We start from the raw sequence: 25,725 nt of genomic DNA, 5'->3' as shown, positions 1-25,725 counted from the left end.
GCCGCTGTTGTCGTTCAACTAACGTTTCCCGTTAGCTTTGGGGATCGCCGACGGTCTATGCATCACCAATCTCTGATCTCCGATATACGTGTCTACTTTACTTTATTTAATAAGCTTGTCACCATTCTGCTCAATATCCCTTGATCGACGAAAGGAGCAAGACTTGCCAGCAGATCTGGGCTAAGATGTTCAGCTTCGACTCCACCAATCAACTTGTCGAGATTTTCCCTGTCGAGAAAAGGTGCGAGGCTTATGATCTGGTCCGCATCGATAGTACCGTCTGCAACCCGGTCTACCAAGCGGTTTAATGTTTCTCTGCTAATAAAGGGTGCCAGCCCTTGAACGGAATGCCAGCTCAAGCTGCTCTCTTCTGCTTGTTGTACCAAGCGATCTACATGTTCTCTATCAAGAAATGGGGCAATCCCAACAAGATTATGCACTTCTAAGGAACCGTCAATCGATTTATCTACCAGTCGACTTAATGTGTCGCTGCTGACGAACGGAGCGAGTCCAGTAATGGTGTTCCACACAATTTCGCTTTCTTCTGCCTGACGAACCAGTTCATCCAATGTACCTGTTCCAAGGAACGGAGCCAGCTTCATGATCACGTCTAACTTAAGGACGCTGCTGTCTAATCGTTCTGTAACCTTATGCAGAGCGCTTGCTTTTACAAACGGCGCTACTTCTACAAGCTCCTCCAGCTCGGCCTCTCCGGTATTGACCATCTCTGCAACTTGTTCTGGCCTGTTCTCTGAGATCTCCTCAACGATCGTTCCTAAGTGCGGGTGCTCCCGAATTTCTGTATTGTCTCCTGCATTTAAAATGTCGTCTACCGTTTTGCCGAATAATTTCGCAAACTTCGGAAGCGTTCCGATATCCGGTAGCGAGTCGCCCCGTTCCCATTTCGATACCGCTTGATGACTTACATTCAGTTGATCGGCAAGTTCCAATTGGGTCAAATCCTGGTCTTTGCGAAGCTTCGAAATATAAGCTCCAATTTTACGCAAGTCGAGCATTGTATACCTCCAATAAAACAAAATGTACAGTGCGCACTGTCAAAAACAGCATAGCATTTCTGCAAACGCAATCCTATCAAGCGTTGGTTGAATTGTCTCATGCGCTTTATTCAACTGCCGGTAGAATTGTCCAGATTGAAAATCTCCAGAGAGGGGCCTGATTCCGGAAAAATGGCCGTTCTACAGCTATTTTGTTCTCCCTGAATAGGGTTATTTGTACGCTGAAATGCCCAAGTGTACCTTTTCTTTGGGGATAAAAGTCAATTATGATCAACTCGTAGAAAGCGCTATCATAAACTACTGGCGGTTGCTTAGGGGGGGATTGTTCTGGAGAAAGAAATAGTATTACACCACAAGTCGTTACCGAAGCGTAAGGGCTCTGTATTTTTACAAAATGCTCGTAGAAGTATGAAAAAGCACTGGCAGCTACATTTGCTCGTGATTCCACCTCTGTTATTTTTCCTCATTTTTAAGTATTATCCAATGCTGAACGCGGTTCTAGCCTTCAAGGACTACAACGTGATTAAAGGAATATGGGGAAGTCCATGGGTTGGATTTCATAATTTTCGATTATTTTTTGATAATCCGCAGTTTTGGACCCTGCTCAAGAACACCATCATGCTTAGTGGTTACCTGCTGCTGGCGGGATTTCCAATTCCGATTATCCTTGCGCTCATGATTAATGAATTGCGCGGGGGAAGGTTCAAAAAGTTCGTCCAGCTGGTCTCTTTTGCGCCTTATTTCATCTCGACGGTTGTCATGGTGTCCATTATTATGCTATTTATGGCACCTCGTCTTGGATTTGCGAACATCGCTCTCAACTTCTTCGGTTTGGAGTCGATCAATTTCCTTGGAGAACCGGGAATGTTTCGTTCTATTTATGTCTGGTCTGATATTTGGCAGACTGCTGGCTACAGTGCCGTTATCTATTTAGCAGCGCTTGCCGGTATAGATCCTACGCTTTATGAGGCAGCCAAAGTCGATGGCGCTTCACGCTTTCAAAAAATTCGTTATATTGATCTGCCAGGTATTGTGCCTACCATCGTCATCATCCTGATTTTGAATGTTGGGAATGTCATGGCTATTGGCTTTGAGAAGGTCTATCTTCTGCAGAACCCGCTCAATCTGGCGAATTCCGAGATCATTGCCACTTATGTCTACCGGGTCGGTTTGCTGAACGCCAATTATAGCTTTGCAACTGCGGTTGGTCTATTCAACTCGGTAATCAACCTTATTTTGTTGCTTACGGTGAATGGCTTGGCTAAACGCATCACAAACAACAGCATCTGGTAGGAAAGGAGCAACCACATGGCAGCAGTTCAACAAAAAATTAAAGAATCAACTGGCGATAAGCTATTTCTGACTACTATTTATATTCTACTCAGCCTCGTGGTCATCGCGGTGATTTATCCGCTAATTTTTATCATCAGCAGCTCAATTAGCAGTCCAGCAGCCGTTACCTCCGGTCGAGTCTGGTTATGGCCTGTAGATATTTCCTTCAAAGGTTTCAAGGTTCTGCTAAATACACCTGAGATCATTACAGGCTACGGCAACTCCATTTTTTATACAGCCGCAGGGACGTTCATTAGTGTTGTGCTTACGATCATGATCGCGTACCCTTTATCACGCAGAGGTTTTTTCGGACGCAACACTTTGATGATGATCATCACCTTTACGATGATATTCAGCGGCGGGCTGATTCCGACCTATATGGTCGTGAAGGAACTCCATTTGATTGATACCCGCTGGGCACTGCTGATACCAAACGCGATTTGGGTATGGCAGGTCATTATTGCCCGGTCATTCTTTCAATCCTCCATTCCGGAGGAGCTGCTGGAAGCCAGCGAAATCGACGGTTGCAGTGATATGCGGTTTGTCTGGAGCGTTGTCATTCCATTATCGAAGCCCATTATCGCGGTGTTAGTCCTTATGTATGCGGTAGGACAGTGGAATGCATACTTTGACGCTTTGATTTATTTGAAATCAGCGAATTTGTTCCCACTTCAGCTTGTCTTACGAAGCATCATCATCCAGAACAACAGTGCAGGTACAATGGATGCGATGAAAATGGTGGAGCGGCAGCAGCTTGCTGAGCTACTCAAATATGCACTTATAGTTATTGCTACTCTACCTGTACTTGTTATCTATCCGTTTGTTCAGCGTTATTTTGTCCAAGGAATGCTGGTCGGTTCAGTTAAAGGCTAATTCACAGCTTTCAGAATCTGGAGAGGGGGAGAGGCACGCAGTAAAATGACAGAAAGATATCGTACCTACCTAAATTATAAAAGGGAGTGATCGGATTTGAAGAAAAGTATGATGACCTTGTCATTGGTGCTGGTATTAATTCTTACGGTGGTGTTAAGCGGATGTGCTAATAAAAATACAGATAACACATCCTCCGCACCTGCTGAGTCAGGTAACTCGGAATCAGCAAGCAAACCGGTGGAAATCAGCGTGTTCTCGGTTCAGGAATCCGGGATCGATGTTCCTACCAATAAATTTTCGAAATTTGTGGAAGACAAATTCAATATTAAATTCAAATGGGAAATCAACCCTTCAGACGGAGCCAAGGAAAAGCGCCAAATCTCACTTGCTAGTGGCGATTACCCTGATGCTTACCTGCTTACTCACTATATCGATCAGTTCTCACAGGCAGATCTTCTGAAGTATGGCAAACAGGGCGTACTGATTCCTCTGAACGATCTAATTGATAAATATGCTCCGAATATTAAAGCGGCTATGGAAAAGAACGATAATTTAAGAACGCTTAACACAGCGCCTGATGGTAATATCTACGGGCTTGTCGCTTACACAGAGTGCTTTCACTGCTCCTATCCGAGCAAAATGTGGCTCAATACCGAGTGGCTGAAGAAGCTGAATCTGGAAATGCCGAAGACAACCGAAGAATTCAAAAAAGTGCTGGAAGCTTTCAAAACACAAGATCCGAACGGAAATGGAAAAGCAGATGAAGTGCCGCTGAGTGGCTCCATTGAGGAGTTTGGTGTACGCATTGTACCATTCCTCATGAATGCCTTTGTATACGATGATGACCGCAATTATCTGAACATGATGGATGGAAAAGTTCAATCGGCGGCTGTCACACCGGAGTGGAAGGAAGGCCTGACTTATATCAAATCTCTGTTTGATGCAGGTTTGATTGATCCAGGGGCATTCACACAGAATGCGGAAGCCTTTAAGAAAATCGGTGAAAATGCCGATGCGGAAATTCTGGGCGCTGGTGCGGGCATGCACCCTGCGATTTTCGTAAATATTGATCCGGGCAATAGAAGCTCGGCACACTACAATCCTGTACCACCGATTAGCGGACCGGAAGGTATCTCCTATGCGACTCATGATGCAGGTGGCGTATCCCCAGGAGCGAAATTTGTCATCACCAACAAAGCTAGCGAGGAAGCACAGATCGCTTTAATTAAAATGGTAGACTACATGTTTACTTCTGAAGGACAGACCAATGGTGGCAGCGGTATGAAGGGCATTGATTGGACTGATCCAGAAGAAGGCGATGTAGCGCTGGACAAAGATGTTAAACCAGTGATCAAGACCATTCCTATGGCGGAGGGCGAAGCGCCGCGCAATGCGGGCTGGAGCGGTATGGGGCACTTCTATATGCCAAAAGAGTACCGTGATACCTTCGTTCAAGCTACTGACATCTACGCTTCCAGCGGTTATGAACGCAGATTGTATGATGCGACTCTGCTGTATGAAGGACATGAGCCTAAAGAATTATTCCCGATCTGGTCGATTTGGATTGATCCAAGCGAAATCGATGAAGCGAGTTTACTGCAAACCAACATCAAGAATTACATTGAGCAAAATCAGCTTCAATTCATCACGGGCAACAAGGATCTTAATAAAGATTGGGATGCATATATAAAAGGTCTGAAAGACTTGAAGCTAGATCGTTATCTCGAAATCTTGCAAAAGGCTTACGAAACTTCTAAAAAATAAAATATTGAAATCAGAATCAGGTGCTGTAAGATATACCCCAGCACCTGATTTCTTGATTTCAAGGAAAAATATACATTTTTATTTACGGAGGATTAATCATGACAGAAGAGAAACATTGCAATCATCAATTTGTGGTTCCAAGACGGGGACTACCGAATACAAGCGTAAGACTTGCGGGAAAGGAGCCGGTGACTGTCGCCTTTTTGGGTGGTTCCATTACAGAAGGGGCAGGTGCTTCCGACGCGGACATATTTAGCTGGAGAGCGCTGACTGGTAAGTATCTGCAGGAGCGATTTGCGAATCATGAATTCCGCTTCATCAATGCGGGAGTGGGTGGAACGAATTCCACGCTGGGCGCTCACCGATTACAGTCGCATGTCCTGAAATACGGCAAGATTGATCTTCTATTCGTTGAATTTAGCGTCAATGACGGCAACGACCGGGAAGAATCCATTAGAGGTCTGGAAGGAATTGTACGCCAGTGCAGACGGTTGTCGCCCGGCACTGACATTTGCTTCTTGTATACGGCAGCAGAGAAGAATCTGTCAGGGAGCAATCCCTTTAACATTGCCGTCCACGAAGAAGTAGCTGAGCATTACGATCTTCCATCTGTTAATTTTGCAGCTAGAGTTTATGCACAGACCCAGGCCGGACAAATGGAGTGGACTGAGCTGGCTCCGGATGGATATCATCCCAATGATGACGGACATGCGCTGTATGCTTCTTTTTTACAGGAATATTTGGATGCAGCTCTTGTTCCTGACAACACACATTCAAATACCGGAAGCGCGTTAAGTATTTCTCCTCTGGAGGAGCGAAATTATGAATACGGTAATTTACTGGATTTCAGAGGCGCTGATCATGCAGATGGGTTCGAGCTACGCGAGCTTACCCCTGATGATCCACTGATGAACTGGCGATTTGGAACGGAGCATTTATATACAGACAGCAAAGAGGCATCTTTTTCTTACACAGTAACCGGACAGAGTGTGGGTCTGCTGCTGCTCTACGGCCCGGACAGTGGGATATTCGAATATTCGCTCAATGGCGGTCCCTTTCATGCGGTTAACTTATTCGATGAATGGTGTCCGCTTGCGTTTCGGCCTATTATTACTATGTTCGGAATCGAGGAACAACGTCAGGAATTGCAAGTAACCGTGCGAATTACAGGGAAAAAGGATGAACAGAGTAAAGGCACCAGTCTGCGTATTTTGCAGCTAATGTACAATTGATTATTCTAACCTAGAGGATTATACTGCCTCTTATTAAGCGTTTACAATTCTAAGAAAGTGGGTGTTGATCATTTCTTTTACAGAACACAGCGTCGATTCTTCTCCTATCGTAATCCGCCTGACTGATTATGGTGTTCTGCCGGATTCCGGCTTGGATGCTCAGCCAGCCATGACAAGAGCTATTGAGGTAGCTGCCGAAATAACTGGGCCGGTCCTGCTGGATTGTCCAAAAGGCTGTTATCATTTCTATCCGGAAGAGGCCATCCGAGCACCCTACTACATTTCCAACACTACCAGTGAAGAAGAAAATCCGGATGTCACCAAGACTATAGGAATTCTCTTAAAGGGGCTGCACAATTTAACATTTGAGGGCAATGGCTCTCTATTTATCTTCCATGGCAAGCAGACTATGTTCTTGCTGGATGGATGCAAAAATATAGAGATTCGTAATTTACATACCGACTATGCTCGGCCGACTGTGACAGAGATGGAGATTACTGAAAGCGGTACTCATTATTTCGATGTCCAGGTTCACCCCGATTCGCGTTATGAGATCAGGGATGGCAAGCTGGTCTGGATCGGTGAGGGCTGGAGCTTCTCGGAAGGACCAATGCAGACCTATGATCCACTTAGCAATACGACTTGGCGGGTGGACAACTGGTCGGAGCTGGCTGATTCGGTTGAAGAGCTGGAGCCGATGAAGCTCCGCTTGCATTTTGATCATGGGCCTGAGGTTGTCCCCGGGCAGGTCCTGCAAAGCCGTGATGGTATTCGCGATCAGGTAGGTGTCTTCATTGTGGAGAGCGCTAACATCACCTTCAGCGATGTGGGGCTGCATTTTTTACACGGACTTGGGGTTGTAGGGCAGTTCAGCGACAATCTCACCTTTCAACGCATGGATATTTCGCCGCGCCTGGAGACAGGCCGAACGGTTACTGGCTTTGCGGATTTCATCCACATGTCCAGCTGCCGAGGTAAAATAACTGTTGCGGACAGTCGTTTTGCCGGTTCTCATGATGACGTCGTCAATGTCCATGGTACCTATCTACGGATCGTGGAGAAGCTGTCTGCGAATAGGGTGAAGGTTCGGTTCATGCATCCGCAGACTTACGGTTTTATGGCCTTCCATCCAGGAGACGAAATTGAATTTGTTCGTTCTGGCTCTCTGACCACCTATGCTGCTAATGAAGTGATAGAGGTTACGCGTCTCAACCCACGCGAGCTAATATTGACTTTAGCACAGTCTATTCCTGAAGGAATTGGCAGCCATGATGTGATCGAGAATGTAACCTGGACACCGGAGGTTGAAGTCGTAAATAATCACCTCGCGCGGGTACCGACCCGCGGTATCCTTGTGACAACCCGGCGTAAAGTAGGGATTAAGGGGAATGTTTTTGATCGGATGCAAATGAGTGCGATTCTGGTTGCCCTGGATGCGGAGTCTTGGTATGAGTCTGGCAAGGTGGAGGAGGTAACCATCGCTGAGAATCATTTTATTGAATGCGGGGGCATCGAGCATCCGGTTATTTTCATTTCGCCAGAGAACACAGAGGTTGACGAGAGCACTCCTGTTCATCAGGGTATAGTTATTAAGAACAACAGGTTCGAGACTGGTGAAACGTTAGTCCTTAGTGCCAAGAGTACCCGCGGACTGGTCTTCAGTGCTAACGAAATTGTCATGGGTGGGGAAAGTACGAACTGTCTTTCCAGTGTTGCGGATGCGATACGTTTAACCGCCTGTAGCGAGGTCGATATTCAGGATAATTAATTCAATGAGCTAGGGCAGGTTGTGTTAGATCGCGATATGGATCGGTAGATCGATGTATAGAAAACGCTTTATCTGATCTTTATAATGAGGGCAGACTTGGGGGAATACATTATTTAATTCATGACAGATCGTGAGGGAGAGAACCAATGAAACTTCAATATGACAAGCCAGCAAATGTATGGACCGAAGGGCTTCCGATTGGGAATGGCCGTCTGGGTGGTATGATCTTCGGCGGTGTGGAGCAGGAGAAAGTCAGTCTAAACGAGGATACATTATGGTCGGGATTCCCGAAGGATGGGAATAATCCAGGTGCTAAGGAAGCTTTGCCAAAGGTTCGAAAGCTGATTCAGGAGGGCCGGTATACAGAAGCGGACACCCTGACTAGAGAGATGCTAGGTCCGTACACCCAATCGTATCTGCCTTTTGGAGATTTACTACTTCGTTTTGAGCATGGTGGTGTTTATCAATCCTATCGGCGGACATTAGATATTGAACATGCGGTTCACCGCGTTGAATACAAGATTGGTAATGTTACTTATACCCGTGAGATGTTCGCTTCACATCCTGATCAGTTGCTCGTGCTGCGTCTGACTGCAAGTGCACCGGGAGCGCTGAATGTACATGCTACACTAGATAGTTCGCTTCGGCATAGCCTTCACGCTCAGGGTGATAACTTTGTACTCTCGGGAACTGCACCGGAGCATGTTGATCCAAGCTATTTTTGGAGTGACAATCCGATCCAATACGGAGAAGCTGGCAAGAGCAAGGGCATGGCCTTTGAAGGACAACTCTCCGTAGTGGCAAAGGATGGGGAAGTTACCGTTGACGATAGTGGTATTCATCTGTTGGGAGGAACGGCTGCAACCTTCTATTTCAGCGCGGCTACAGGCTTTAATGGCTTTGACAAAATCCCGGGAACTGAGGGGAGAGATGCTTCTGCTATTGCAGCTTCTTACTTGGCAGATGTGAATGGAAAGTCTTACGACAGCTTGCTTCAAGCGCATGTCGAGGATTACCGATCACTTTTTGACCGAGTGAAGCTTCAATTAGGTAAGACGCAAGCCCCGGAGTCGATGTCCACGGAGCAACGGATTACGACATACGCGGCACAAGACCCTGGTCTTGTCGAGTTGCTGTTTCATTACGGGCGCTATTTGATGATCGCAAGCTCGCGCCCCGGAACACAGGCTACTAATCTGCAGGGAATATGGAATGCGGTTACCCGTCCGCCGTGGAGTAGCAACTATACACTGAACATCAATACAGAGATGAATTATTGGCCAGCTGAAATTTGTAATCTGGCGGAATGTCATGAGCCGCTGCTGGATATGATCGGAAATTTGGCGAAGATGGGTGCAGAGACTGCTCAAGTCAACTATGGTGCCCGAGGCTGGGTGGCTCATCATAATACGGATCTTTGGGCACAGACAGCACCGGTGGGGGATTATGGTGACGGAGATCCAAGCTGGGCTTACTGGACGATGAGTGGCGTTTGGCTGACACAACATCTCTGGGAGCATTATGCTTTTGGCGGGGACGAGGAATATTTACGGACTTCCGCTTATCCTGTGATGAAGGAGGCGGCTCTGTTTGCACTGGATTGGCTTATTGACGATGGTAACGGAAGGCTTGTGACCTCCCCATCCACTTCACCAGAGCATAAATTCAAGACAGCGGAGGGCTTGGCTGCAGTCAGCGCAGGTGCTACTATGGATATTTCGCTCATCTGGGAGCTGTTTACGAATTGTATCGAGGCTTCGGAAACGCTTGGAATGGATGAGGATTTGCGTGCAGAATTGGTAAGTGCTCGTGAACGTTTATTGCCACTGCAGGTTGGTAAGTACGGACAGTTGCAGGAATGGTCCTTAGACTTTGAGGATGAAGATATGTATCACAGACATACCTCACATTTGGTCGGTATCTATCCGGGCCGGCAGTTGTCAGAAGAAGAGACCCCTGAGCTGTTCGCTGCCGCCAAAACTTCGCTTGAACGTCGTGGGGACGAGAGCACGGGCTGGAGTCTGGGCTGGAGAGTTGCGCTCTGGAGCCGCTTCCGGGACGGCAACCGCTCACTACGACTGCTCTCAAACATGCTGCGGCTGGTGAAGGACGGGGAGTCCGAACAGTATAGTCACGGCGGGGTTTATGCCAATCTGCTTGGCGCCCATCCACCGTTCCAAATTGATGGTAACTTCGCCGCTTCTGCCGGAATTGCTGAGATGCTACTGCAATCTCACCTGGAGTATCTCGATCTGCTGCCTGCACTGCCAGATGAATGGCAGGAGGGAAGCGTGGCGGGGCTACGTGCCCGCGGTGGTTTTGAAGTTAGCATTCAGTGGGATAGAGGCCATCTCGTGGAAGCACAGATTACCTCCCTTCTAGGCAATGAATGTGTGATCCGCACAGATGCTTCGCTTATGGTGAGTAATGGCGGCAGCGAGATGGAATTTGACTGCTCCGTAGATGGAACGGTGAGCTTTCCTACGACCGCAGGCCAGACCTACAAGCTTATAGTTGGTAAGCAATAATAGTCAGTTTCATACGAATATGGACAGCAGCAGAGACCTAAATTACAGGTTCTGCTGCTGTTTTTTTGTACGAATATAATGCTGATCAACAATTAGGGAAAAACTCCCTAAAATTCGGAGATTTTTGCTCGCAAGACTAACAATCAGGAAATTTCTCCCTGAAATTCATCCGATCTGGTGGTGAATTTGGAATTCACTCTGTTTTTTAGGGAGGTTTTCCCTCATTACATTGAAATATAGTGTTTTCTGGCTTTTTTTAGGGAGGTTTTCCCTAATCTATCTCTTCTAGCTGCCCGAAGGTGAAAACGGAGTGTGGATACGAAATTGTTGAGCATGAGCAGTATTTTATGTACAGCCTCTTCTTCTTGTCATCGACATGAATACTAGGGGGATTTAGGTTTGTGCTAGATGTGTTAGATCGCGGTATGGATCGGAAGATCGTTGTATAGAAAACGCTTTATCTGATCTTTATAATGAGGGCATACTTGGGGGACACAGGTACAGAGCCTGCCGCCTTCAAGGTCCAAAACGCAGTAACAAGGAGGCAAATCATGCTAACTGATAGTGCTACAACGGTAAAAGTGAATACGGACACAGCATCTCTTATCCGTGTAACCAATGATGAGGTGAATCTAGAGATTGATCTCGGGACGGGTGAAGCATCCGTTGCCCGCGGAAACACTTCTCATGTAAAAGGGATTCGCAGTGCATTCCGCTGGCAAGGTCGGGAATACAACACTGAACATTATCAGAGCCACACAATCAAGTCTCAGGAAGTGGTAGTTCGTGAGGGCTTTGGAAAAGGTGTTCACGTAGTCATTTTGCACGAAACGTCCCTGCTGCCACAGCTGGAGCAGCATTTCTATATTTATGAATCTTCATCATTTGTATTGATGCAAATCGTAATCGCAAGCGCAAGCGATGAAGAGATCAAGGCAAACCGGATGGCAGTCCTTCAGACCAAATCGGTGTCACTTGGCGGGGAGTCAGGGCAACCCGAAGAACCAAGCATTCTGCGTGTGCCGTACGACAACGACAAGTGGGTCAGATATACAGTAGTGAAGCCGCCGATGGATATGGAAAGCTATGAAGTAACTGCATTGTTCGCGCCGGAAAGCCGGCAGGGAATTATTATGGGTTCCATTACGCACAAGGTGTGGAAGACTGGGATTCGTATCAAAAGCGAACGGAGCGGAGGGATCGAGGAGCTGGATCTTTACGGCGGCGCTGTAAGTGAAATGACCCGCGATTTCCAGCCACATGGTTATGTGAAAGGAACAAGAGTAGAGTCACCGCTCGTTTTCGTAGGGTTCTATGATGATTATAGAAAAGGGCTTGAAGCGTACGGTCAGGCTAATACCTGGATAGAGGCTCCTCTGTCATGGGATGGCGGCGTTCCTATCGGCTGGAATAGCTGGTCTGCGGCAATGGCTGAGCTTGATTATGATCTGTATACATCCACCAGTAATTTTCTGAAAAATGAAGTGCAGCCGCTAGGATTCCAGAATGAGGACACACTGTACATCAACTTTGATGCTTTCTGGGACAATTTCACACCAGAAGAAATGAAGAATGCACTGGACCTGGTTCGGGAGAATGGTCATAGACCGGGAACTTACTGGACGCCTTTTGCCTTCTGGGGAAGTCCGGCTCAGTTTGGAGATCTCGTGGAAGGTACAAACGGCAAGTACACTTATGGTGATATCTTGCTGCGAGACAGCGAAGGAGAAATTTTGCCGGATGTTGATGGAGGGCTGGCCATTGACCCGACACATCCAGGCAACCTGCAAAGAATAGATTGGTATACGAATAAATTCATCTCGGAAGGCTTCGAGTATGTCAAGCTAGACTTCTTGGCACATGGTGCACTGGAAGGGCAACATTACAATCCGGAAATTACGACGGGAATTGCGGCATATCACTATGGGATGACTTACTTGCAGAACAAGCTCTCACCAGATGTGATCGGTCGGCCGTTCTTTATCAATCTATCCATCGCACCATTGTTCCCTTATGCATTTGCGCATAGCCGCCGGGTATCCTGTGACGTCTTTGGTACACTGCACGATACAGAATATTTGCTGAATTCGTTGACACATGGCTGGTGGATGAGTCATACCTTGTACCATTACAATGACCCGGATCATTCCGTGCTCTACAAGAGCCACAACCAAGATGCCACTGGCTGGCATGAAGGACGGAGCCGACTGACTGCTTCGGTCATCGCTGGAACGGTACTTCTGCTAGGCGATGATTTCCGAAAAGAAGAAGCAGCCGCACGGGCCAAAGCGTGGCTGGGCAATAAAGAGATTATGGATGTCGCCCGCCTAGGGAAGACTTTCCACCCTGTCGAAGGGGATCTTGGCAAGCAAGCTTCCGATACTTTCGTACTTGAAGATGCAGAAGATGATGTATTCTATCTTGCTGTCTTCAACTATGATGCTGCGAATTCTGCTCATAAATCTATCTCCTTGGAGCGTGCAGGGCTGAAGGGTCAAACAGCTTACCAACTGCTTGATCTATGGGAAGGCATACAAGGGGAAACAGCGGGAGAGCTTGTAGTTACGCTCGAACCGGCAGAGTCCAAAATCTTCAAATTAACGGCAAAAGCCAACTGATTATACACATTGAAAAAAGAATACGCGTAACCGCTTCTCGCGGATAGCGCGTATTCTTTTTTGTTGGAGTCTTACATTCGTATTCGGCTTTGCGGATTAAGGCGGTATTGTGTTGGATTAATGCCGTAGCAGGTACTGAAATGTCTGGAGAAAGGATGGATGGAAGGATAACCCAGCTTCTCAGCGATCGCAGTCACACTAAGCTCACTCTCCAGAAGCAGTCCTGCCGCCCGCCTCATGACTAAATTATGATGATAGACGCGCGGCGTCATTCCGGTCTCCCGTAGAAACAGCTCATGGAAATATGTCCGCTTGAGCCCGCAGAACTGTGCCCAATCTTCGATAGACTTACCACGCTCGGGGTGGGTGTTCAAATATTCCAGCAGGCGGACAATACGATAATCACTTGGCTGATGCTGATGGAGGGCATTATACCAGCTCAAGATCCAGCCGTACAGATAGCTATTGGCCGTCTCATTACGATAGAACAGCGCGTCATTGTAAGACTTGGCAATCATCACAAGACTATCGTATAGCAGGGGATATTTAGCTAGTGGAAATACGCAAGGCAACTCGTTCAGCTCGGCACAGGGTGCTTCGGTGGCTTTTTTTTCAAATTGTAAGACTTCAGGGGCATGGATAAATGAAAGGTTATTGGATACTGGAGAGCGGTTGTCCCATAAATCAAAATAGATGTTGTAGGACGACAGTGGATGAGAAGGCACGATATGAAAAGCATGGGGTTGACCGGGACGGAGAAAGACAAGCGTCCTCCGTTCAATCGGATAACGTATTCCGTCGATTTCCATCTCACCGGGGCCATCAGTAAACAAGTGGAACGCGTATGCATTACCGACTCTCAGATGCTCATTGCTGCTGCCGTCGTACACATAAGGCATGATTGCGCCGACATACGGAGTCATTTCAGATAGTTTATTCATGCGGCCCCTCTTTTCTTATCTTACCGTACAAATCGTCAAATAATCGAACAGGTCAACAAAGACAGTGATTCATTCAAATGATACGATAAATACAGTGAATCCGCAACATAATGGATAGGTTTAAGAAAGTATGATTCATCTTGAAAGAGATGGAATTATGAATTATTTCACATTATATAGCGGATTAATTAACAACATTTTTTAGAGGGTTATCGCGCTTGCACAGATTCTACTATGGACAGGAGAAAATAAAATGAGCGATTTTAGATTATGGTATTCTACCCCTGCAACGGATTGGTCACAAGGATTGCCACTAGGTAATGGAAGAATAGGTGCAGTAGTGATAGCTGCTCCGTATCGTGAGGTATGGAACATGACCGAGGTTACCTACTGGTCGGGTCAAGCTGAGTCAGAGCCTGCTCCTTTCGGAGGCAAAGCTGCGCTGGAAGAGATGCGGAAGTACTTCTTTGCTGGTGATTATAATGAAGGTGACCGTCTAGCCAAACAACATCTGCAGCCGAAGAAACGAAATTTCGGTACGAACCTTGGTTTATGCGAGGTTGTCATTGACTTTGCAGAACAGGACACGGATTCCGGGCCAGCAGCAGCTATCGAGCGAGAGCTGGATTTGACCTGTGCGGTGGCTCAGACGGTGGTTCAAAGTAGAGGAACAACGCTGCATCGTGAGATTTTTGCCTCCCATGCTGATGATCTGGTGGTCTCAAGAATTTGGAGCGATGAACCGGGAGGTGTATCCTTTACGATCGGTCTGGAGGGTGGTTCAGAGTCGTTTACGACTCAAGTCGTGAATGACGACACTATTGAATTCAGAGGACAAGCCACAGAGAATGTGCATAGTGACGGCACTTGCGGGGTATGGGCAAAGGGACAAATTAAGGTAAGCATTTCCGGCGGTACGATGTACAGAGGGGACGGTCAATTGAGAATTGCTGGGGCCAATGAGGCGCGAATTTATTTTGCCGTCAGCACCGATTACAACCGTAGTAACTCGGAGTGGGAAATGGAGAGCAGCAGCACATTACAGCAGGCTTTGATTAAAGGATATGCGCAGTTAAAAGAAGATCATATCGAAGATTATGAGCAAGAATATGGTAAGGTGGATATCCAATTAGGTACCACTGGGAAGGTGAATCTGCCGACTGACAGGCGTATTCGATTACTGGCACAGGGCCAGGAGGAAGATTCGCAGTTGTTCGCGTTGTTCCTGCAGTACGGACGTTACCTGACTATCGCTGGAGCACGGGCAGACTCCCCGTTACCGCTGAATTTACAGGGAATATGGAATGATGGTGAGGCTTGCCGTATGGGGTGGAGCTGTGACTATCATTTGGACATCAATACGCAAATGAATTACTTTCCGACGGAAGTCGTAAATCTTGGGGATAGTCATTTACCATTAATGCGCTATATTGAGGGTTTGTCTCATGCTGGAAAGTCAAGCGCTCGCGATTTCTATGGCAGCAAAGGCTGGGTAGCACATGTATTCTCGAATGTCTGGGGATTCACGGCTCCGGGCTGGGAGACATCTTGGGGGCTAAACGTTACAGGTGGACTATGGATTGCGACGCATCTGATGGAGCATTATGAATACAGTCAGGACCGTGTGTTTCTGGAGCAACAGGCATATCCAGTGCTAAAAGAAGCCGCAGCATTCTTCCTAGATTATATGACCATTCATCCAAAATACGGCTGGCTGGTGACCGGACCTTCTAATTCGCCGGAGAATCATTTCTATCCTGCGGATAGCAGCGAGGGCGCACAGCAGCTGTCTATGGGTACCACTATGGATCAGATGCTGGTGAAAGACCTTTTTGAGTTCTGTTTGAAGTCTGCGAAACTACTGAATACGGATGAGGAACTACAGGAGCAGCTGGAGCAAGCGATATCCAAGCTGCCACCATTTCAGATCGGCAAGAGAGGACAGCTGCAAGAATGGCTCGAGGACTACGAGGAAGCGCAGCCGGAGCATCGGCATTTGGCCCATTTGTTCGCGGTATATCCAAGTAATCAGATCACACCAGGTAAGACACCTGAACTTAGCGCTGCGGTGAGAGTAACACTTGAGAACCGGATGGTTCAGGAAGAACTGGAGGATGTGGAATTTACCGCAGCATTGTTCGGTCTCGGCTTTGCCAGATTGTATGATGGGGAAAAGGCCTTTAATCATATTTCTCATTTGATTGGTGGACTCAGTTTCGATAATTTATTTAGCTTTTCCAAATCGGGCATTGGAGGAGCGGAGTGCAATATTTTTGTGATCGATGGGAATTTCGGGGGTACGGCTGTTATTGCCGAGATGCTGCTGCAAAGCCATGAGGGTGAGATTCATCTGCTGCCTGCACTTCCAAAAGCATGGGGTACAGGATCGGTATCTGGACTGCGGGCCAAAGGAAATGCTGAGGTTGATGTAGCTTGGGACAATGGTCAATTGGTGAAAGCTACGATCCGTACCTACTCGCCAGGAACCGTGACACTTCGGTTGGGAGATAGAAGAGCTACTGTTCAAGGAGAAATAGGAGGAAGCTACTATTTTAACAGTCAGTTAGAGTTGGTATAATGATTCAGCGGGGGTGATATGAACCCCCGCTTTAATTATGCAGGGTTATTAGCGCATAATTAAAGGGCTATCCGGTCTGTTATGGACCGGATAGCCCTTTTGCCGATGTCTGCAAATTAACGATTCATGCCTGAAAATAACTTTCATTTATTTGGATCATAGTAGCCTAAGGGGAAAAGAATATAATAGAAGAAACAGATGCAGACAACAAAGAGGAGGGGACATCAGTGTATAGTATTTTTCTAGTTGATGATGAAGAAATAGGCCTTGAGATGATGAGAGATTATATCCGCTGGGAAGAAATGGGCATTTATGTCGTCGGAACTGCGAGTAATGGTAGAGAGGCTCTAGAGAAGATAGAGGCCATTAGACCTGATATTATTCTTACAGATGTCCAGATGCCGATTATGAACGGTATTGAAATGGCTAAAAAAATACATGAGAGCTATGACTGGATGCAGTTAATGTTCCTGACTGGGCATGACGAATTCAACTATGTAAAATCGGCTCTAAATGTAGGTGCTGTTGGATATTTACTGAAGCCCCTCGACTTGAATGAAATTGGAAGCGTTATCGCAAAGGTGAAGCAGCGCTGTGAGGAAGTTCAAATGAAGAAACGTTCCATGGAGGCGGCTAAAACGAACCTTCTTAAGGAGCTTTCCTATGAAAAAAATGCGGAACATGCCGCTGATCTGGCGACCAGCTATTGCAAGCTTACCCGTGAGTCTGAGAGGAATCGCTACGCAATGGCGCTGTTCAGTATCGATCCGATTGAGGCAGAGGGGGAACAGCAGAGTCTGGAGGATTGTAAGAACCGGTTGGTAGCTTTTCTGGATCATTTCTTCAAGTCGAAGAATATAGAGACGGTATTTGTGCCCTACAAAGATGGGGAGGTAGGTGTGTTTATGGAAGCACGCCAACAGCCTGGGTATTATGCGTGGGAGGATTTGGCCGCGGCTATCCGAAGTGGACTGGATTTCACAGTGACGGCAGCAGTCGGTGCACAGGAAACCGAATTAACGGAGGTTCATTGTCTGTATAAGCAGACGCGTGAAATCCTAAACGAGCGTTTCTATAAAGGTACGGGTTCAATTATTCATGCCTTGGCGATTTCAAACCAGTTTGATAGTGAGCATGTGCCACCTTTTAATAGGAAAGAGTGGTTTGAAGCTATCAATCAGCTAGATTTCGAGCAAGCCGCACAGAAGCTGCATCAGTATTTCGAGGGGCTAGCCACACTAAGAATCAAGAAAAAAAATATCTGCGATTGGGCGATTGATCTTGTCGACGAGCTGCTGGAGCAACTGCATCAACCTGTTCCTGAGGGGGTTAAACGGGCGGAGTTATATCATTCCATCTATAATGCACTGACTTTAAATGAGATTGAGGATTTGATCCTGGGCACTGCAGGCAATGCTATGAGCTTGCTGGGTGAGCGGCTTATGGACAAAAACACGAAGCTAGTTCACAAGGTTCGCAGTATGATCGACCAGAATTTTGATCAGCCGATTACGATCAATAGCTTATCTGATCAGGTTTATTTATCGCCCAACTATTTACGCTCCATTTTTAAAGACAAGACTGGTATCACGATTCACGATTATTTAACACGTATCCGGCTCGATAAGGCTACAGAGTTGCTGGCTGACGGCTCGCTCAAAATTCAGGATATCGCTCAAAGAGTCGGTTACGAAAGCACGTCTTATTTTATCTCCCTATTTCTGAAGAACCAAGGAGTTACACCTAACGAGTATAGGAAGAGTCTATGATTGTGCCAGCGCTTCGGTTCGGCAAATAGGAAATAAAGTTACTTTCCCTTACGAATAGTAAACTTGCGATATGGATATTAATCCCTCTGCTTTTTACAATTAAGCATGTATTATAACTAGCACATGTGAGGGGCTTCATTCATCAAGGCAATCAAAGGCGTTTTAGTTCATCGAAAATCGGTAGCGCTTTCAAGATGCTTCTTAATCAACTCCTTTGATGACTTGATGGACAGATATAGCCCGAATATCACAAAAGTGCAAGGAGACCTACAAACGGAGGGATTAAATGTTCGGGAAAGCAATGAAAAGAGGATTTTTGTTCTTTGTCATCATCTGCTTGGTAATAGGCAGTGGCGGTCAGTTTGTCAGTACGGTTTATGCCGATGATACGGAGAATACTACCTATGAAGCTGAAGCTGATGGAAATGCTATGACTGGCAATGCTTCTATTTCTGAACACCCAGCGGCTTCCGGGGGGCAGAAAGTCGGAGGCATGTATCAAGGAAGCACTTTGCAGTTCAATCATGTGACTGTAAGTGAGAGTGGGAATTATAAAATTACAGTGTACTATTTTTCTGGCGATTCGCGGCCATTTAATATCAGTGCCAATGGCGGCGATAAGCAGTTTGAAGAACCACCCAAGACAGTGGACTGGGATACGGTGGGAACTTATGATGTGACACTTCCGCTGAATGCTGGAGAGAACAGCATCCTGATTGATGACAACAACTGGTATTCTCCAGACATCGACAAGATCGTAATTCGTGGACTGGACGACAGCGACCCAGGTGAAGGATCTGGAGGCGACTGGAAGGAGAAGCTGCATGGTGCAATCATAGAAGCTGAAGCGCCTGAAAATATAATTACAGGCAACGCCAAAATAGCGGACAGCAGCGTTGGTTCCGGTGGAAAAATTGTAAAGGATATGAATAAAAACAGTACTTTACAGTTCACAAATGTCACTGTGCCGGCAGCGGGAACGTATTTGATCCGTATTTCCTATATTTCCGGTGACCAGCGGCCTGTCTATATGCAGGTGAATGATGGACTGGATGAATTGGTTGATCTGCCAAAGACAGCAAGCTGGGATACGGTAGGAACTTATGATGTAGAAGCCTCCTTGCAGGAAGGGCTGAACACGATCACTTTCTCGGATCATGACTGGTACTCTCCAGATTTCGACCGGATTGAAGTCATTCCGTATACGATCAGTTATGAAGCTGAGTCTCCGGTCAATGATTTAACTGGAGAAGCGCGAGTTGGCGATAGCCCGAATGCTTCCGGTGGAAAGAAGGTAGGGTATCTGAATGGCGGCAGTTCCTTAACTTTCAATAAGATTACGGCTCCGATGACAGGGGATTATCGGATCACGGTAGCTTATTTCTCAGGTGACCCGCGCAGCTTATACGTCAGCGCTAATGGTGGGGCAGAGCAGTATTATGAACTGCCAAAGACACCAGACTGGGATACGGCGCTCACATATGAGCTTACACTGCCCCTGAACGAAGGCGAGAATACAATCAAATTCTCAGACGGCAACTGGTACGCGCCAGATCTGGATCGAATTATTGTAGAACCGGCATTGGGTACAGATCCTAATCCTCCAGTTGAAGAGGAAGGTGATCTGGGGACACCAGGGGCTTCGAATAACTACGGGGCCATCACCGTTACCGAATATACTTATGGAACGCTCGTATCGAATGGACAATATGAGGTTTCCTTTAATACTAAGTCTGGATACGCAAGCTACAAGTGGACGGATGGTCAGAAGCTGCAAGGAATCTATAGCAGCATCAAACTCGGTGATACTCTCGTTGAGACTACAAGCTATGAGAATCATACAAGTGTTGGTGCTCCAGTAGAAATTCAGGATGGCTTTGGCAAAGGAGTGGAGCTTACTTTTGTTCACACCTCAGCTGGACAGCCAACGCTCAAACAGGCTTACAAGTTTTATGACGATCAGAAGTATTTCTTAACTCGTCTGGATGCCATTAGCGATACGGCGCTGCAGACGAATTATATGTCACCTATTACCGTAAAACGTTCAGGTGGAGTGGATATCGGTGCCAGTGCAGATAACCGAGTACTAACCGTTCCTTTTGACAATGATGCTTGGATTCGTTATAAATCTCAATCTATGAACCGTGCGGATACCAGCTATGAAATGACGACTATCTTTAATAACTCGACACGCAGCGGTCTTGTGCTTGGGTCGGTCACTCATGATACGTGGAAGACCGGGATCGACTGGAAAGGATCTTCTAATCGGCTGAATGAGCTAGCGGTTTATGGCGGGGCAGCCAGCGACGTTACACGGGATACCCAGCCTCATGGCATGCTTACAGGTGCAGAGTTGTCTTCGCCGATGATTATGGTGGGGGCATTCAGTGATTACCGCACAGGACTCGAGGAATACGGAAAAGCTAATGCGATCATCACACCTCCACTGTTGCTGAATCCTGAGTTGCCGCAAGGCGTACCTGTTGGTTTTAACAGCTGGGGAGCTTACGAAGGTACACTTTCATACCAAGACGTTGTGGATGTCTCCAATTATTATAAGGAGCACCTAAATGATTTCAATAATAACGGTAATGTATTTATTAATATGGATTCCTATTGGGACAATTTGAATGATAAGCAGCTTGCTGACGCTGTATCAGTAATTAAGGGTAATGGTCAGCATGCAGGTATCTATTGGGCACCATTTGTATATTGGGGCAACAATATGAGCCAGCCGGTAGAGGGTACCGACAATAAGTATACGTATGGCGATATTGTCCTCAAAGATGCCGAGGGTAAACCGCTGCCGACGCTGGATGGGGCTTTTCCTCTGGATGTGACACATCCAGGTGCTAAACTGCGCATGAATTATTTTTTGGACAAATTTAAGGATCTGGGCTTTACCTTCATCAAATTGGATTTCTTGACGCACGGTTCGCTTGAGGGACAACATTTCGATCCAACCGTAACGACAGGGATTCAAGCATACAATGAAGGAATGCGTTATGTGAAAGATCGTTTGGATGGAAAAATGTTCATTAGCGCATCTATTGCGCCAATCTTTCCAAGCCAATATGCACACAGCAGACGTATTTCCTGCGACACCTACGGCAAGATCAATGAAACGGAATACATGCTGAATTCGTTAACTTATGGATTCTGGCAAAATGGCACAATTTACACCTATACGGATCCCGATCATTTAGCGTTGGCCCGCGCTTCCAGCTTAACTGAAGCTCGCAGTCGAATGAACTCTGGCGTCATCGCCGGTACCGTACTTCTCGGCTCTGATGATGTTAACGATCCAAAGGCACAGGAGTACATGACTGCCTTGTTTAACAACAAGGAGGTTCTCGAATTAGCATTAAAAGGAAAAGTATTCAAGCCGCTGGAAGGAAATACGAATGCAAATGCAGCGGATACTTTTGTGATGAAAGACGGCAACGATTATTATCTGGCTGTATTCAACTACAGCGCCAATGCTTCTGCAGACAAAACGGTGAATCTTGGTAGAGCCGGACTGGACGCAGCGGATTCGTACACTATGCAAGACCTATGGACGGGAGAGGTTTCGACGATTTCAGGAACACTCGCATTGTCCTTGCAGCCGACTGAATCGAAACTGGTAAAATTGACAGCTGCACCTAAGAAAGTAACAGGTGTATCGCTAGATAAGACAGAGCTAACATTAACCGCTGGTGAAACCGGCAAGCTGACGGCTGCGCTATCTCCGGAAGAGGCGGCGAATAAAGCAGTACACTGGACTTCGAGCGATACGTCTGTTGCCACCGTAGTGTACGGAACGGTAACGGCTGTAAATGCTGGGAGAACCACAATTACTGTGGAAACGGTAGACGGCGGCTTCAAAGCTGCGGCAGAAGTTACAGTCAAAGCAGCCTCCCCTGGAGAACCGGGAAATCCTGAAGTCCCTGCGAATCCGGGTAACAACAACGGTACTCCTGGTAGCATTGTAGATCAAGAGAATGGCGCGGGCACTCTAATCCTTACATCAGAGATGCTGAAAGTGGATAGTGGATCTGGTAATGTCATCGTGGAGATTAAGGGAGATACACAGCAGATACAATTATCCTCCGATGTAGTTCGCCAGTTGGCGAATCATACGCTGGTTTTGAAGTCCGGTAAGTTCTCCATAAAGGTGCCTGCGGATCTGCTCCGCCAGTTGCAGAGCAAGCTACCGGAAGGTCAGCGGGATGATAGCACGATAACCCTGAAATTAGCACCACTCAGCAGCAAGGCGAATGAGATCATTGCTGCAGCGGAGGGAACTACTCAAGCACAGGTTAGACTCATGGGTGATATCTATGAGTTCAGTCTGTCGGTGACCACGAAAACTGGCACAACAGAAATGCTTTCTGCGTTCGAACAACCCATTACGCTAAGCCTGACAGTGGGAGAAGGCTTTGATTCCAAGCGTGGAGGCATTTACTATATTGCGGATAACGGTAAGCTGGAATATATCTCTGCGAATTATGCTGATGGTGTATTGACAGCACAAGTTAACCACTTCAGTAAATATGCTGTGCTGGAGCTCAAACGGACCTTTGTCGATGTACCAGCCAATCACTGGGCTAGTCCTGCAATCCAAGAGCTGGCGGCGAAGCTGTATGTTCAAGGGACTAGCAAAGACAAGTTTGAACCAAACCGTGCGATTACACGTGCCGAGTTCACCTCTATGCTCGTACATTCCCTTGGATTGACCACTAAGGGAGATATTAGCTTTGCTGATGTTGCACCGTCTGCTTGGTACGCGGAGTCCATTTCTATCGCTTACAAGGCGGGCATCGTGAGCGGCAGGAGTGCGACCAAGTTCGAGCCGGCTGCACAGATTACCCGTGAAGAAATCACGGTCATGTTAATGAAAGCTTATGAGCTGAAGAATGGAAAAGTAACTGTTGCTTCATTTGACGCGGCATTCAAAGATATGAAGCAGGTCTCCTCTTGGGCAGCCGCTTCTGTAAAGGGAGCAGCCAGCCTAGGACTGGTTCAAGGTCAAAATGAAGGTCTATTTGCACCAAAAGGGATCGCTTCCCGAGCAGAAGCGACCCAAGTGATTTATAACTTGATTATGAAGTAAAACATTGCAAATATACAAATGAACGAAGGAGTTAAGCAATCTCTAGATGCTTAGCTCCTTCGTTTTTGGTGTTCACTGAAGCTTTATTAAAATGATAATGGTTATATCGAGGGGCTCGTGGCAAGCTCGTGGTAACTAGGCTAGGTGAGAGTGATTAGGGAAAATCTCCCTAAAAATAGCCAAAAAATTCTTGGATGCGATGTAATTAGGGAAATCCTCCCTAATAATCGGGCGAATTCTGAATTTACCTCCAAATCAGCAAATAATCAGGGAGGATTTCCCTGATTATCAGTATAATGAGCAAAAATCACCAAATTTCAGGGAGGATTTCCCTAATTGTTAATCAATATTTCTGATTTCTCAATAAGCTTTGCGGTTATTCAGATGCGTCGTTCCTTACATTTCCTTTTGCGGCAAACGAATTTGCACAGTGGTTCCTATTCCGAGCCTACTAAACACTGTAACGCCGTAATGCTCACCAAACCTCAGTTTTATCCGTCGATCTACGTTTGAAATCCCATAACCTCGCCCGGGTTTATCGTCAAGTAAAGTGTGAAGTGTCTCACGACTCATCCCCATGCCATCATCAATTACAGATAGAATAATATCACTATTTTCGACTATGCCTTTGATATGAATATTTAGCGGGCTTTCCTGATTCCACACCGCATGAAGCACCGCATTTTCTACAAAAGGCTGCAAGGCTAGCTTGACTGTAGAGTAAGGTAAGATCGCTTCATCAATATTGTAGGTGATGTTCAGTTGTCCTTTGAATCGGATCAGCTGAATGGCATTGTAGCTTTGCGTCAGCTTCAATTCTTCATTAATAGTTAAGATGCTCTTTCCTTTATTCAGGGAGATGCGATAAAACTTGGCGAGATGAAGCACCAAATCCTGAATGCGAGTATCTTGATGTTTTAGGGCAAGAGACGAAATGGAGCCCAGTGTATTGTACAGAAAATGGGGGTTGATCTGGGCCTGAAGCAGGTCAAGCTCTGCCTCCTTGTTCTGTAGCTCCTTCTGATACACTTCGGTGATTAGACTCTTTAAGCGTGTAGTCATTTGCTTGAAGGCAAAATGAAGCTGGCCAATCTCATCATTGCCTAAATATTCATCATTCGTAGGGTTGAAGTCACCACGTTCTAGCCGCCGGATCATTCGGATTAACATTCGAATACGCTTGCTAAACATCGATGCAGTAATATAAATCAGCAATAATGCGACGACTATAAAGCCTAAAGAGATTTTGATGATGAGCTCTGACAGTGATTTCGCATCCTGAATGATACTGTCATAAGGGAATATAGAGACGGTTTTCCATCCATTTGTGAGCGTGTTATAGACGGCGAAAGCCTTTTCCCCTTTATATGTAGTATCAAATCTGCCAGAAGGCAATTCATCAAAGTTCTGATCAAGCATTTCCGGCAGACTTGTATTTAATAATTGTTTGTCGGCGGCTGATAAAATAAGGCCCTTGTCATTAACGATAAAAATATCTTTGCCGCCTGCTTCTTTCTCCATTAAAGAATAGATCACCGATTCGGATATTTCGAAGACCAGAATACCGTAGGGATATTGGTTGCGATTATTGTTCAGTAACCTAGCCAGTGTAAACATTGCGGGATTATCTTGTGACTGCGGTGAGGACAGATGAATAATATTCCCGTGAGACTGCATCAGCTGCTTGTACAGCTCTGTCTCCTTCACTTCGGGTGTAACCGGCTTGATATAGTAATTATCCTTGGGCAGTGATGGATTGTCGGAATAAATGAAAACGCTACCAAAATCGGGATAGGCAGCCATTACTGTGTCTATACGATTGCCAATATATTGATAGACGTCTAGATAAGATGGATCATCTTGATATTCGCTCGTGAGGTAAGTGGCTAGCCTATTATCCAAGTAAATAGAAGCGGAAATATGCTCATAGCTGTCCAGTTTGTTCTCCAGGTTCTTGTTGATCTGGGCCGTTGAATTCATCATATTGATGTAGATTTGATCGGTCAGCTTTGATTTTGTAAGTTCGAATGAAAAATAGACAAAAAGCATCATTGGAAGAATGGTGACCAGAACGAACACGAGGAATAGCTTGGAGCGAAAGCTAAGGTCGATAAAAGGCATATAAATATACTTTTTGTAAAAATGACGCATCGTAGAAGTCCCTTCTTTACTGTGAATTCACGGAAAGCCAAGTTTATCATATCAGACTGA

The 25,725-nt window shown here is 46.3% G+C and carries 13 protein-coding genes; 10 read left to right on the top strand and 3 right to left on the bottom strand.

The window, feature by feature from the left end; all coding sequences use genetic code 11:
* Positions 1 to 92: 92 nt before the first annotated feature.
* Positions 93 to 1,016: a helix-turn-helix transcriptional regulator gene (locus NSS87_RS23260; protein ID WP_339243054.1), complete on the bottom strand. Its 924-nt coding sequence runs from the start codon at positions 1,014 to 1,016 to the stop codon at positions 93 to 95.
* Positions 1,017 to 1,424: 408 nt separating this feature from the next.
* On the opposite strand from NSS87_RS23260, the gene NSS87_RS23255 reads away from it, so the two are divergent.
* The 7 genes from NSS87_RS23255 (at position 1,425) to NSS87_RS23225 (ending at position 13,131) form a co-directional block, all read left to right on the top strand.
* On the top strand, positions 1,425 to 2,309 hold the full coding sequence (locus NSS87_RS23255; RefSeq protein ID WP_143759569.1) for an ABC transporter permease subunit: 885 nt from the start codon (positions 1,425 to 1,427) through the stop codon (positions 2,307 to 2,309).
* 15 nt (positions 2,310 to 2,324) lie between these two features.
* Positions 2,325 to 3,221, top strand: a complete 897-nt coding sequence (locus tag NSS87_RS23250; RefSeq protein ID WP_042190759.1) for a carbohydrate ABC transporter permease — start codon at positions 2,325 to 2,327, stop codon at positions 3,219 to 3,221.
* A gap of 96 nt (positions 3,222 to 3,317) precedes the next feature.
* Positions 3,318 to 4,985: an extracellular solute-binding protein gene (locus NSS87_RS23245; RefSeq protein WP_188114646.1), complete on the top strand. Its 1,668-nt coding sequence runs from the start codon at positions 3,318 to 3,320 to the stop codon at positions 4,983 to 4,985.
* 98 nt (positions 4,986 to 5,083) lie between these two features.
* Complete coding sequence (locus tag NSS87_RS23240; RefSeq protein ID WP_339243049.1) at positions 5,084 to 6,217, top strand: SGNH/GDSL hydrolase family protein; 1,134 nt, start codon at positions 5,084 to 5,086, stop codon at positions 6,215 to 6,217.
* Between the two features lie 64 nt (positions 6,218 to 6,281).
* Complete coding sequence (locus NSS87_RS23235; protein ID WP_339243047.1) at positions 6,282 to 7,985, top strand: right-handed parallel beta-helix repeat-containing protein; 1,704 nt, start codon at positions 6,282 to 6,284, stop codon at positions 7,983 to 7,985.
* Positions 7,986 to 8,131: 146 nt separating this feature from the next.
* The gene (locus NSS87_RS23230; RefSeq protein ID WP_339243046.1) at positions 8,132 to 10,513 is read left to right on the top strand and encodes a glycoside hydrolase family 95 protein; all 2,382 of its coding nucleotides are present in this window, start codon (positions 8,132 to 8,134) and stop codon (positions 10,511 to 10,513) included.
* Between the two features lie 551 nt (positions 10,514 to 11,064).
* Positions 11,065 to 13,131, top strand: coding sequence for an alpha-galactosidase (locus tag NSS87_RS23225; protein WP_339243044.1), 2,067 nt, complete (start codon positions 11,065 to 11,067; stop codon positions 13,129 to 13,131).
* A 71-nt stretch (positions 13,132 to 13,202) separates the two neighbouring features.
* Here the strand turns inward: NSS87_RS23225 and NSS87_RS23220 are convergent, their stop codons facing one another.
* Positions 13,203 to 14,072 carry an AraC family transcriptional regulator gene (locus NSS87_RS23220; protein ID WP_042190749.1) on the bottom strand — a complete coding sequence of 290 codons (870 nt, stop codon included), beginning with the start codon at positions 14,070 to 14,072 and terminating at the stop codon, positions 13,203 to 13,205.
* 253 nt (positions 14,073 to 14,325) lie between these two features.
* On the opposite strand from NSS87_RS23220, the gene NSS87_RS23215 reads away from it, so the two are divergent.
* From NSS87_RS23215 to NSS87_RS23205, 3 genes are all read left to right on the top strand, one after another.
* Positions 14,326 to 16,650 (top strand): glycoside hydrolase family 95 protein, encoded by a 2,325-nt coding sequence (locus NSS87_RS23215; RefSeq protein WP_339243041.1) that lies wholly within the window; start codon positions 14,326 to 14,328, stop codon positions 16,648 to 16,650.
* Between the two features lie 227 nt (positions 16,651 to 16,877).
* Positions 16,878 to 18,419 carry a response regulator gene (locus NSS87_RS23210; RefSeq protein WP_076300757.1) on the top strand — a complete coding sequence of 514 codons (1,542 nt, stop codon included), beginning with the start codon at positions 16,878 to 16,880 and terminating at the stop codon, positions 18,417 to 18,419.
* Between the two features lie 286 nt (positions 18,420 to 18,705).
* Entirely contained in the window at positions 18,706 to 23,514 is a 4,809-nt protein-coding gene (locus tag NSS87_RS23205) for an S-layer homology domain-containing protein (protein ID WP_339243039.1), read from the top strand.
* 396 nt (positions 23,515 to 23,910) lie between these two features.
* Here NSS87_RS23205 and NSS87_RS23200 read toward each other — a convergent pair whose 3' ends face one another.
* Positions 23,911 to 25,665, bottom strand: a complete 1,755-nt coding sequence (locus NSS87_RS23200) for a sensor histidine kinase (RefSeq protein WP_076300759.1) — start codon at positions 25,663 to 25,665, stop codon at positions 23,911 to 23,913.
* Between the last annotated feature and the right edge of the window lie 60 nt (positions 25,666 to 25,725).

It is taken from the genome of Paenibacillus sp. FSL F4-0243, assembly GCF_037963295.1.
Classification (GTDB): Bacteria; Bacillota; Bacilli; order Paenibacillales; family Paenibacillaceae; genus Paenibacillus_AQ.
Note: the sequence above shows the minus strand (reverse complement) of the source record. Positions and strands in the feature narration are given on the sequence as shown.

What these genes read in the sequence shown, in the direction of transcription:
- NSS87_RS23255 (WP_143759569.1), top strand. Translation starts at nt 1,425, where the DNA reads ATGAAAAAGCACTGGCAGCTACATTTGCTCGTGATTCCACCTCTGTTA.
- NSS87_RS23240 (WP_339243049.1), top strand. Translation starts at nt 5,084, where the DNA reads ATGACAGAAGAGAAACATTGCAATCATCAATTTGTGGTTCCAAGACGG.
- NSS87_RS23225 (WP_339243044.1), top strand. Translation starts at nt 11,065, where the DNA reads ATGCTAACTGATAGTGCTACAACGGTAAAAGTGAATACGGACACAGCA.
- NSS87_RS23220 (WP_042190749.1), bottom strand. Translation starts at nt 14,072, where the DNA reads ATGAATAAACTATCTGAAATGACTCCGTATGTCGGCGCAATCATGCCT.
- NSS87_RS23200 (WP_076300759.1), bottom strand. Translation starts at nt 25,665, where the DNA reads ATGCGTCATTTTTACAAAAAGTATATTTATATGCCTTTTATCGACCTT.
- NSS87_RS23260 (WP_339243054.1), bottom strand. Translation starts at nt 1,016, where the DNA reads ATGCTCGACTTGCGTAAAATTGGAGCTTATATTTCGAAGCTTCGCAAA.
- NSS87_RS23250 (WP_042190759.1), top strand. Translation starts at nt 2,325, where the DNA reads ATGGCAGCAGTTCAACAAAAAATTAAAGAATCAACTGGCGATAAGCTA.
- NSS87_RS23215 (WP_339243041.1), top strand. Translation starts at nt 14,326, where the DNA reads ATGAGCGATTTTAGATTATGGTATTCTACCCCTGCAACGGATTGGTCA.
- NSS87_RS23230 (WP_339243046.1), top strand. Translation starts at nt 8,132, where the DNA reads ATGAAACTTCAATATGACAAGCCAGCAAATGTATGGACCGAAGGGCTT.
- NSS87_RS23205 (WP_339243039.1), top strand. Translation starts at nt 18,706, where the DNA reads ATGTTCGGGAAAGCAATGAAAAGAGGATTTTTGTTCTTTGTCATCATC.